Source organism: Providencia sp. SP181, assembly GCF_050446505.1.
GTDB classification, from domain to species: domain Bacteria; phylum Pseudomonadota; class Gammaproteobacteria; order Enterobacterales; family Enterobacteriaceae; genus Providencia; species Providencia vermicola.
Genome location: NZ_JBBPXM010000042.1, coordinates 1 through 536, shown reverse-complemented (window position 1 = coordinate 536; position 536 = coordinate 1). Strand labels below are relative to the sequence as shown.

The 536-nt window shown below is 55.2% G+C and carries 1 rRNA gene; it reads right to left on the bottom strand.

The window, feature by feature from the left end:
- Positions 1-536 (bottom strand): 23S ribosomal RNA (locus tag AABS66_RS21635); the annotation flags it as partial.

Below are 536 nucleotides of genomic sequence, written 5' to 3'. Positions count from 1 at the left end.
GGCAAGTTTCCCGCTTAGATGCTTTCAGCGGTTATCTTTTCCGCACTTAGCTACCGGGCAATGCCATTGGCATGACAACCCGAACACCAGTGGTGCGTCCACTCCGGTCCTCTCGTACTAGGAGCAGCCCCTTTCAATCTTCCAACGCCCACGGCAGATAGGGACCGAACTGTCTCACGACGTTCTAAACCCAGCTCGCGTACCACTTTAAACGGCGAACAGCCGTACCCTTGGGACCTACTTCAGCCCCAGGATGTGATGAGCCGACATCGAGGTGCCAAACACCGCCGTCGATATGAACTCTTGGGCGGTATCAGCCTGTTATCCCCGGAGTACCTTTTATCCGTTGAGCGATGGCCCTTCCATTCAGAACCACCGGATCACTAAGACCTACTTTCGTACCTGCTCGAGCCGTCACTCTCGCAGTCAAGCTGGCTTATGCCTTTGCACTAACCGCATGATGTCCGACCATGCTTAGCCAACCTTCGTGCTCCTCCGTTACTCTTTGGGAGGAGACCGCCCCAGTCAAACTACCC